Source organism: Streptomyces sp. ATexAB-D23, assembly GCF_000373645.1.
Lineage (GTDB): Bacteria > Actinomycetota > Actinomycetes > Streptomycetales > Streptomycetaceae > Streptomyces > Streptomyces castrisilvae.
Map to the genome: position 1 here is coordinate 1 of NZ_KB892052.1, position 8,769 is coordinate 8,769.

General features: G+C 69.6%; 8 protein-coding genes. 4 read left to right on the plus strand and 4 right to left on the minus strand.

Going from position 1 to position 8,769, the window contains the following annotated elements:
• Nucleotides 1-12 precede the first annotated feature (12 nt).
• The 3 genes from B082_RS0129650 (at nucleotide 13) to B082_RS0129660 (ending at nucleotide 3,288) form a co-directional block, all read left to right on the plus strand.
• Nucleotides 13-1,116, plus strand: coding sequence for a beta-ketoacyl reductase (locus B082_RS0129650; protein WP_237526120.1), 1,104 nt, complete (start codon nucleotides 13-15; stop codon nucleotides 1,114-1,116).
• A gap of 75 nt (nucleotides 1,117-1,191) precedes the next feature.
• Nucleotides 1,192-2,394: an NAD(P)/FAD-dependent oxidoreductase gene (locus B082_RS0129655; RefSeq protein ID WP_018555428.1), complete on the plus strand. Its 1,203-nt coding sequence runs from the start codon at nucleotides 1,192-1,194 to the stop codon at nucleotides 2,392-2,394.
• 132 nt (nucleotides 2,395-2,526) lie between these two features.
• Entirely contained in the window at nucleotides 2,527-3,288 is a 762-nt protein-coding gene (locus B082_RS0129660; RefSeq protein ID WP_202453207.1) for a TetR/AcrR family transcriptional regulator, read from the plus strand.
• A 103-nt stretch (nucleotides 3,289-3,391) separates the two neighbouring features.
• Here B082_RS0129660 and B082_RS0129665 read toward each other — a convergent pair whose 3' ends face one another.
• The 4 genes from B082_RS0129665 to B082_RS0129680 all read right to left on the minus strand — a co-directional run bounded on the left by B082_RS0129665 (nucleotide 3,392) and on the right by B082_RS0129680 (nucleotide 7,790).
• Nucleotides 3,392-4,987 (minus strand): MFS transporter, encoded by a 1,596-nt coding sequence (locus B082_RS0129665; RefSeq protein ID WP_018555430.1) that lies wholly within the window; start codon nucleotides 4,985-4,987, stop codon nucleotides 3,392-3,394.
• 133 nt (nucleotides 4,988-5,120) lie between these two features.
• The gene (locus B082_RS0129670; RefSeq protein ID WP_018555431.1) at nucleotides 5,121-6,671 is read right to left on the minus strand and encodes an AMP-binding protein; all 1,551 of its coding nucleotides are present in this window, start codon (nucleotides 6,669-6,671) and stop codon (nucleotides 5,121-5,123) included.
• Entirely contained in the window at nucleotides 6,640-7,524 is an 885-nt protein-coding gene (locus tag B082_RS0129675; RefSeq protein WP_234018267.1) for a helix-turn-helix domain-containing protein, read from the minus strand. The genes B082_RS0129670 and B082_RS0129675 overlap by 32 nt, the downstream gene beginning before the upstream one ends.
• Nucleotides 7,525-7,553: 29 nt before the next feature.
• Nucleotides 7,554-7,790 carry an acyl carrier protein gene (locus B082_RS0129680; RefSeq protein WP_018555433.1) on the minus strand — a complete coding sequence of 79 codons (237 nt, stop codon included), beginning with the start codon at nucleotides 7,788-7,790 and terminating at the stop codon, nucleotides 7,554-7,556.
• A 549-nt stretch (nucleotides 7,791-8,339) separates the two neighbouring features.
• Between B082_RS0129680 and B082_RS37010 the strand changes: the two genes are divergently transcribed.
• Nucleotides 8,340-8,769: beta-ketoacyl synthase N-terminal-like domain-containing protein (locus B082_RS37010; protein ID WP_018555434.1), on the plus strand; the 430-nt coding region annotated here is incomplete at its 3' end.

Below are 8,769 nucleotides of genomic sequence, written 5' to 3' on the forward strand. Positions count from 1 at the left end.
GGTCTGGGTGGTTTGGTGGCCCGGCATCTGGTGGAGGTGTGTGGGGTGCGGCGTCTGGTGCTGGCGGGGCGTCGTGGTGCGGATGCGCCGGGGGTTGAGGAGTTGTGTGAGGGTTTGCGGGGTTTGGGTGCTGAGGTGTCGGTGGTGGCGTGTGATATGTCGGATCGGTCTGCGGTGGCGGGTGTGGTGGAGGGTGTGGGTNCTGGGTTGGTGGGTGTGGTGCATGCGGCGGGTGCGGGTGACAACGGTCTGGTGGGTTCGATGGATGGTGCCCGGCTGGATCGGGTGCTGGGGGCGAAGGCTGATGGTGCGTGGTATTTGCATGAGTTGACGCGTGGGTGTGAGCTGGCGTTCTTCGTGTTGTTCTCGTCGGCGGGTGGTTCGGTGCTGGCGGCGGGGCAGGCGAACTACGCGGCGGCGAATGTGTTCCTGGACGCGCTGGCGGTGCAGCGTCGGGCGGAGGGGCTGCCGGCCACCTCACTCGCCTACGGTCTGTGGGACGTCGCCACGGGCTTGACCGAGGCCATCGACGACGACGCCCGCCTCATGGCCGCACGCGGTCTGCCCGCTCTCGCCCCCGCCGACGCGCTCCGGCTCTTCGACGCCGGTCTGCGCTCCGGGCTGCCGGCGCTGGTGCCGCTCGCCGTCGACGTACCGACCCTGAAGGCGAAGCCGGGCGCGCTGCACCCCCTTCTGCGGGACATGGTCCTCACCGAAGCCGGTCCCGTGGTCCGGAGCCGTACGAAGAGCGCCGACCCCGCCGCGCTGGTGGCCCGCCTCGCCGCGCTCGGCGCGGAGGGCCGCGACCGGGCCCTGCTGGACCTGGTCCGCGGTCACGCCGCCGCGGTCCTGGGCCACTCGGACGCCGCGGCCGTCCCGGCCGAGCGCGGATTCCTCGACAGCGGGTTCGACTCCCTGACGGCCCTGGAACTCAGGAACCGCCTGGGCGAGGTGACCGGCTGCCGGCTGGCGCCGACGCTGATCTTCGACTATCCCTCGGCCGCCGAACTGGCCGCGCACCTGAGCCGGACGCTCTTCGGGGAGGACGTTCCCGCGGATGACCTCAGCGCGGCCACCGCGGACGAGCTGTTCGACATCCTCGACGGCGAGGTGTAGGGCCGTTCCCGGCCGGCCCTGCCGGGAATGGCACCCAGACGCTTATGTGGGCACCGACCGGAACGAGGAGCGAGTGTGCTGAACCGGATAGTCGTCGTGGGCGCGGCGGCTGCAGGACTGACCGCGGTGGAGACGCTGCGGGCCAAGGGGTACGAGGGTGGGCTGACGCTCGTCGGTGACGAACGCCATCCGCCGTACGACCGTCCGCCCCTCTCCAAGGAGTTGCTGGGCGAGAGCTGGGAGCCACCGAGCACCTGGTTGCGCAAGGAGGACGTGCTGGCGGCCGTCGACGCCGATCTGCGCCTCGGCTGCCGGGCCACAAGCCTCGATCAGGCCGCCCGCACGATCACCCTCTCCACCGGCGAGAGGCTGCCCTACGACGCGGCGGTCATCGCGACCGGCCTTCGGCCGCGCGGGCTCTCCTGCGGGGACGGGCTGCGGGGCGTCCATGTCCTGCGGTCGCTGGACGACGCGGTCCGGCTGCGCGAGGCACTCCTGGAGCGGCCCAAGGTGGCGGTGATCGGCGCCGGCTTCCTCGGCGCCGAGGTCGCCGCCACGGCCCGCGGTGCCGGGCTCGACGTGACACTGATCGACACGAATGACCAGCCGCTCGCGCGCCAGGTCGGTACCGAGGTCGGTGGGCTCGTGGCAGGCCTGCACCGTGACAACGGAGTACGGCTCGTTCTCGGCGTCGATGTCGTGGGAATGACCCGCGACGGTACGCGTGTCCGCGGCGTCACGCTGTCGGACGGCACCGTCGTCGACGCCGATCTGGTCGTCGTCGCGATCGGCTCGGTACCCGCCGTGGACTGGCTCAGCGATTCCGGACTGCCTCTGGGCGACGGGGTGCTGTGCGACGCCTACTGCCGTGCCGCCCCCGGAGTGTGGGCGGCGGGAGACGTCGCCAACTGGCCCCACCCGATGGTGGCCGGGGCCCGCGTCAGGCTCGAACAGCGGACCAACGCCGCCCAGCAGGCCATGGCGGTCGCCGCGAACCTGCTGGCGGGCGAAGCGGGAGCGAAGCCCTACACCCCCGTGCCCTTCGGCTGGACGCATCAGTTCGGGGAGAAGATCCAGACCATCGGCTGGTGCCCGCCCGACGCGCGGACGGAGATCATCAGCGGCTCCACAGCGGACCGCGAGTTCGTCGCCGCGTACCACCGCGACGGGATTCTCGTCGGAGGGCTGGGCTGGAACAGTGCGCGGGGTCTGCGGCAGTGCCGACAGCTCCTCGGCCGGCCGTCGACGGAGCTGGCCGCTGCGGCGGCAGCCATCTGAACCATTATCCCCGAGGCCGGGCCGTCCACCTCGGGCTCGCCCCGGATCCGCGTACGCGGATCCGGGGCGTATACGATGCTCTATGTGTGCGTGATACGCATTGAAGGGCTCTGATGAAGGCAGGCGCACGGGATGACTACTGGCGAAGATACGAGCACGGAAGGCGTCGGCCTGCCGAACAGCATCGAGGTGCTCTGGGAACTGCGGAGCCGGGAACAGCGCGCTGTGCGTACCGGTCTGAGTGTCGAGCGCATCGTGACGGCCGCGATCGAGTCGGCGGACGCCGACGGTCTCGCCGGTCTGTCCATGTCACGCGTGGCCAAGAGCCTTGACTTCGGCACCATGTCTCTGTACCGCCATGTGTCGAGCAAGGACGAGTTGCGGCAGCTGATGCTCGACATGGCCTACGGCACCCCGCCCCGCATCGACACGGCCGAAGGTGACTGGCGTGGCGGGCTGGAGCAGTGGGCCCGCGCGTTCCAGAAGGTCTTCCACCGGCACCCCTGGATGCTGCAGATCTCGGTCAGCGGCCCGCCCTTGGAACCGGGTCAGCTCAGCTGGCTGGAGTGCGGCCTGCGCACGCTGGGCGGTACCACCCTGCGGCCGGACGACAAGCTGTCCGTGATGATGCTGATGATCGGCTACGTGCGCAACAACGTGCAGATGTCGCTCGGTGTCGTCACCCAGGACATCAGCGACACGGACCTGATGGCCAACTACGGTCGTGCGCTGGCCAAGTACGCCGACTCCGCGTCCTTCCCCGCTCTCGTCGAGTTGCTGGAGGCCGGGGCGTTCGATCAGCCCGAGGACGACTTCACCTTCGGTCTCCAGCGGGTCCTGGACGGCATCGAGGTGCTGGTCCGCATCCGCAACGGCGAGAAGCCGCTCGCCTGACGGGCTTCCTGCTCCGGGCACGTGAAAGGGGGCTGGTTGCCCACCCCGCGGGGTGGGCAACCAGCCCCCTTTCACGTGCCCGGAGCCTCGGCCCCGGGCCGGTTCAGCCCGCGGTGGGCTGCATGCGCTTGGGGGAGGGGACGGTCGCCGGAGCGTCGATGTCGTACGGGTCGATCGGTTCGCCCGTCTCGATCGGCACCCTGCGCAGCAGTACGGCGACGATCGCGGCCACCACGACCATGGCGGCGGCCCCGGAGAGCGCCGCGATCTGGAGGCCGTGGGTGAAGGCCTCGCGGCTGGTGGCGATCAGTTCGGCACCGACCGAGGCCGGCTGATGGGCGGCGACGGTGGCGGCGCCGCCGATCGTGTTGCGTACGGCTTCCAGCGCCTCCCCGCCGATACCGGCCGGGTTCACCGTGTTCATGTCGTGCCGATAGATGGCGGAACCGATGCTGCCGATGACGGCGAAGCCGAACGCGCTGCCGAACTCGGTGAACGTCTCCGAGGTGGCGGTGGACGATCCGGCGTGCTCCTTCGGTGCGGAGGTCACGACGATCTCCGCGGTGAGCGTCTTCGAGGCAGTCATGCCGGCGGCCATCAGCCCCACGCCCACCAGGAGGAGGGCGACGTTCGAGTCCACCGTGAGCCGGCTGAGCACGCCGAACCCGAGGGCCATCACGAGCATGCCGCTGGTGACCAGGTAGACCGGCTTGACCTTGCGGGACAGGGCCGAGACGACGCCGACCGCGATCCCGATCGCCGGCATCACCGCCATGGACCACAGGGCCGCCCGGAAAGGCGTCATGCCCAGCACCATCTGGAGGAACTGGTTGGTGAGGATGCTGACGCCCATGAACGAGAACATCACCATCAGGTTGGTCAGGATCGCCCCGGTGAAGCCGCCGTAGTGGAACAGCGAGATGTCGATGAGCGGGTGGGACGTCATGCGCTGGCGCTGCACGAAGGCGACGAGCAGAACGGCGCCGGCACCGGCCCAGATCGCGGACTCGTTGGACCAGCCGTCCACGGCCAGCTCTTTGAGACCGTAGATGAACGGCATGATGCCCGCGATCGACAGGAACGCGCCGAGCACGTCCAGCTTGCCCCGCGAGGGATCGCGCCGCTCCGGCAGCAGGATCGGGGCCAGGATCAGCACCAGCACCATCACCGGGGTGTTGATCATGAAGACCGAACCCCACCAGAAGTTGTTCAGCAGCAGACCACCGACGACCGGGCCGAGGGCCGCCCCGGTGGCGAGGGTGCCGCTCCAGGCGGCGATGGCCGACTTGCGCTGCTTGGAATCGTGGAACATGTTGCGGATCAGGGCCAGGGAGGTCGGCGTCAGGGTTGCCGCACCGAGCCCCAGCAGGGCGCGCGCGCCGATCAGCATCTCGGGGGTGTCCGCCGTCGCGGCGAGTGCGGACGCGACGCCGAACACCAGTGCGCCGATGATCAGGAGCTTCCGCCGGCCGAAGCGGTCACCGACCCAGCCCATCGTGATCAGGGCGCCGGCCAGCACGAAGCTGTAGATGTCCATGATCCACAGCAGTTGGGTGGCGCTCGGCCGCAGCGACTCACTGATGGGCGTGATCGCGAAGCCGAGTACCGAGATATCGATGGCGATCAGCAGGGTGACCAGGACGATCACCACGAGGCCGAGCCATTCCTTGAGCCCCGCCCGGGGCTTGAGTTCTGTCATGGCAAACGTCCATGCCTTCCTGCTTCATGATGACCCTGAGTACGCGACACGCTGAGCGTATCAGGTACGCCTGTGCGTGTCGCGTACTCATCCACGGCCGACCGGGGTTCGGGGGCCTTGTGCCGCCGCGGCTTCAGCTCGGACGGCCGAGTAGCTCCTGCGCCCGGTGCATCAGCGCCCGTCGGTCGATCTTCCGATTGGGATTGAGCGGGAATTCCGCGATGTGGAAGAAATGCTGCGGGAGTACTGCCCGGGGGAGCATGCGGCTCACCTCGCGGGCCAGGGCGACAGGAGGCACGCGCGCTCCGGTGTGGAAGGCGGCCAGCGTGATGCCCTGCTCGGAGGGCACCGGCACCGCGACGGCATCCTCCACCCCCGGGCACAGGCGTAGCGCCTCGTCGATCTCCGCCAGTTCGATCCGTACGCCACGGACCTGAACCTGCTGATCCAGCCGGCCGAGGTAGAGCAACTGGCCGTCCGCGCCCACCCGGATCCGGTCGCCCGTCCGGTAGTAGCGGAACCCGTCCCGGTCGAGGAACCGGCCCGCGTCGTCGGCCGGGTCCAGATATCCCGCGGTCAGCTGCGGGCCGGCAATGCACAACTCGCCTTCCAACGCGTCCGGTTCACCGTCCTCACCGATCAGCATCCAGGCGTGGCCCGCGTGGACCGGACCGATCGGGACGACACCCGCGACCGAGATCCCGGGCGATGTCTCGGGCGACCAGCGATGCCGCGTGATGGTGATCGTCAGTTCGGTGGGACCGTAGAGGTTCTCGACGGCCGAACCCGGCGCCGCGTGCTGCCAGTCCGTCACGTCCTGGCAGGTCACCGCCTCGCCCGCGAAGAAGCTCCAGCGCAGTGAGGGAAGAGAGCTGTCGGTCAGCCGACCGGTGCGACGGACCAGGCCGATCACGCTGGGGGTGGAGAACCAGACGGTGATGCCCTGGTCGGCGACGAAACCGGGCAGGTCCCGGTAGGCGCCTGCGGGAACGGCCACCAGCGTGGCACCGGCACCCCAGGCACAGAACAGGTCGAACATCGCGCAGTCGAAGTTCAGATCGAAGTTCTGGGAGAACACATCGTGCGGCCCGAAGTCGTACCGCGCGTCGAGCAGGCCGAAGTAGTGGGCACCGTTGGCATGCGTGACCGGCACGCCCTTGGGCCGGCCCGTGGAACCGGAGGTGAACAGCACGTAGGCGATGTCGTCGGGGGCGACCGGGTGAGGGCGCGCCAGGCGTGACGCCGCGGTGGGGGAGACCACCCGGTCCACCCCGTCGGCACCCCCGTCCAGCAGGGCGGGAAGCGCGACGCCTTCCGCACGCAGCTTCTCCAGCGCCGTGACCGCCTCGGCGTCCACGATCAGCGCCTCCACCCCCGCCGCTTCGAGCATCCGGAGGGTGCGGAGGACTGGGAAGGAAGGCTGCAACGGAACCATCGGCACCCCGGTGAACAGGCAGGCCAGGATGCCCGTGTAGGCGTCGAGCCCCTTCCCCGCGAGCACGCCCACCGCGGCCGGGCGCTCCGGGAGCGCGGCGAGCAGCGAGCCCGCCCAGGTCAGCGCCCGGTCGTACAGCTCCCGATACGTCAACGAGGCGTCGCCGGCACGGACGGCCACCCCTTCCGGGGACCGTGCCAGTCCGCGCAGGAAGCGGTCATAGAGTGCGTGGGCCGACGTCTGGTCCATGAGTGGTCCCCGAATGGTGATGGGCGGATGGGGTGGTGCGGTACCCGGCTCCCGCGAGCCGCAGGAGGACCTCGGTGAGGTCGACCTCGGGGCGGGTGGCCGGCGCGTGGTGCACGGAGACCCGGGGATTCCTCACGAGCCACTCGCGTACGCCCCGGGACCGCACCGCCCCTGTCCCGTTCAGGAGTACGTGCAGCCTCGGGTAGGGGTGGGCCTGGGCGACCGAGTTCAGGAGGTGCAGAAAGGCGGCCGGTGCGGAGGTGCTGTCGCTCCCGGGCCCGGCCCGGTCCACCAGCAGGGGGCGGAACCGCTCCTCGGCCCGGCGCTCCGTCCGCTCGTCCGCCCGCAGGACCACAGCGTTCCACGACGATGCGCGAAAGACACCGACAACCCTGCGATGGACGCCGGGCGGCAGGGGTGGCACGGCGGGCACCTGGAAGGCCTCGGGGCGATGCGGCTGTACCCCCCACCTGCGCCACACGCGTGCCACCGTGGAGTGGGCGATCCCCAACTCCTCGGCGAGCAGCCGCGAGGACCAGTACGAGGCCCGCAGCCGGGCCGGTGGCCTGGCGCCGTCGGCGAGCGTGGCGACGAGCACCGCCACCTCGTCCACCGTCGTGGGACGCCCCGGCCGGGGCAGATCACCCAATGCCGCGATGCCTGAATCCGCATACCGGGAACGCCACTTGATGACGGTCGGACGGGAGACTCGCAACTGGGCGGCGACCTCCGTGTTCGAGAAGCCTCCTGCGGCAAGCAGCACGATCCGCGCCCGCCGGACGAGCCCGGCGGGCGCTGTCGACATGCGGGTCAGAGCCTCCAGCCGGGCTCGGTCGCCCTCGTGGAGTCGCAAGGCCGCGACACTACGCATGACAGCGGGCCTCAGCGCAGGCGTTGCAGTGAGGTCCAGAGGACGTCCGGGGTCTCGAATATCTCCAGCGAGAGTGCCTCGTCGCGGAAACGCACGTCGTAAGCGGCTTCGAGGCCCGCGAGCAGTTCGATCACGCCCAGCGAATCGAGGCCGTAGTCGCGCATTTTCATATCCCCCGTGATCGGCTCGTCCGGAGAGAGGAAGGACAGCTGCTTCCGAAGGAGAATGTCGAACTGTTCATCCCACATGAGGACTCCGGTTTCAGGCGCGAAGGGGTGAATGGTCGTTCCGGGATCGCCGGACCGCTGGGCGGACCGGAACGGATACAGGAGGCGGCCGGCCGCCCACGAGCCCGGCCGGAAAGGGAAAGCCAGCCGACCGGCCCACGAGCGCGGCCGGAAAGGGGATACCGGCCTCGACGCTAGTCCCGGCGGGCCCGAACCAGTACCCCTACTCGCCCCTATGAAACCGTCGCGCGACAGGCGTTCCCGAAGCGGATGCCGGACAGTCCCTCCGCCGCTTCCCCCTTCCTCGCAGGTGAGGGCAGCAGGGAGGCCCCGGTCCGCCGGGCGCCGCCCGCCCGGAAGGCACCACGACCCCACCCCGGCTCTGGGGGGACGGCGGCCGGTCAGGGGCCCGATTGTGGGGACCCCGGGCAGGACTAAGGGGTAGGCAACGGGCCCGCCGGCACCGTAATTTTCCGGGTGACCCCACGTTCCATTCTCTTCATCCATATATTCCGTCATTCGCTCGGATTCGCGGTCAGCTGAACGTCATGACACAGGAGGGCATGCTCGGTGAGTAACGAGGAGAAACTTCTCGAGTACCTGCGCCGGGCGACAGCCGACCTGCGCGACATGCGTAAAAGGCTCGCCGCCGCGGAGCGCAAGTCCAGCGGCGAGCCGATTGCGGTTGTGGGGATGGCGTGTCGTTATCCGGGTGGGGTGGGTTCTCCGGATGAGTTGTGGGATCTGGTGGTGGAGGGCCGGGACGGTGTGTCGGCGTTTCCGGTGGACCGTGGGTGGGACGTGGAGGGGATCTACGATCCGGAGCCGGGGAAGCCGAATCGTACGGTGACGCGTGAGGGTGGTTTTCTGTACGACGCGGCTGATTTTGATGCCGGGGTGTTCGGGATCTCGCCGCGTGAGGCGTTGGGGATGGATCCGCAGCAGCGGTTGTTGCTGGAGGCGTCCTGGGAGGCGGTGGAGAGTGCGGGGATCGATCCCC

Excerpts from the sequence above, each read along its gene's own strand:
- B082_RS0129680 (WP_018555433.1), bottom strand. The coding sequence starts at position 7,790 with ATGTGGGATGAACAGTTCGACATTCTCCTTCGGAAGCAGCTGTCCTTC.
- B082_RS0129665 (WP_018555430.1), bottom strand. The coding sequence starts at position 4,987 with ATGACAGAACTCAAGCCCCGGGCGGGGCTCAAGGAATGGCTCGGCCTC.
- B082_RS0129670 (WP_018555431.1), bottom strand. The coding sequence starts at position 6,671 with ATGGACCAGACGTCGGCCCACGCACTCTATGACCGCTTCCTGCGCGGA.
- B082_RS0129660 (WP_202453207.1), top strand. The coding sequence starts at position 2,527 with ATGACTACTGGCGAAGATACGAGCACGGAAGGCGTCGGCCTGCCGAAC.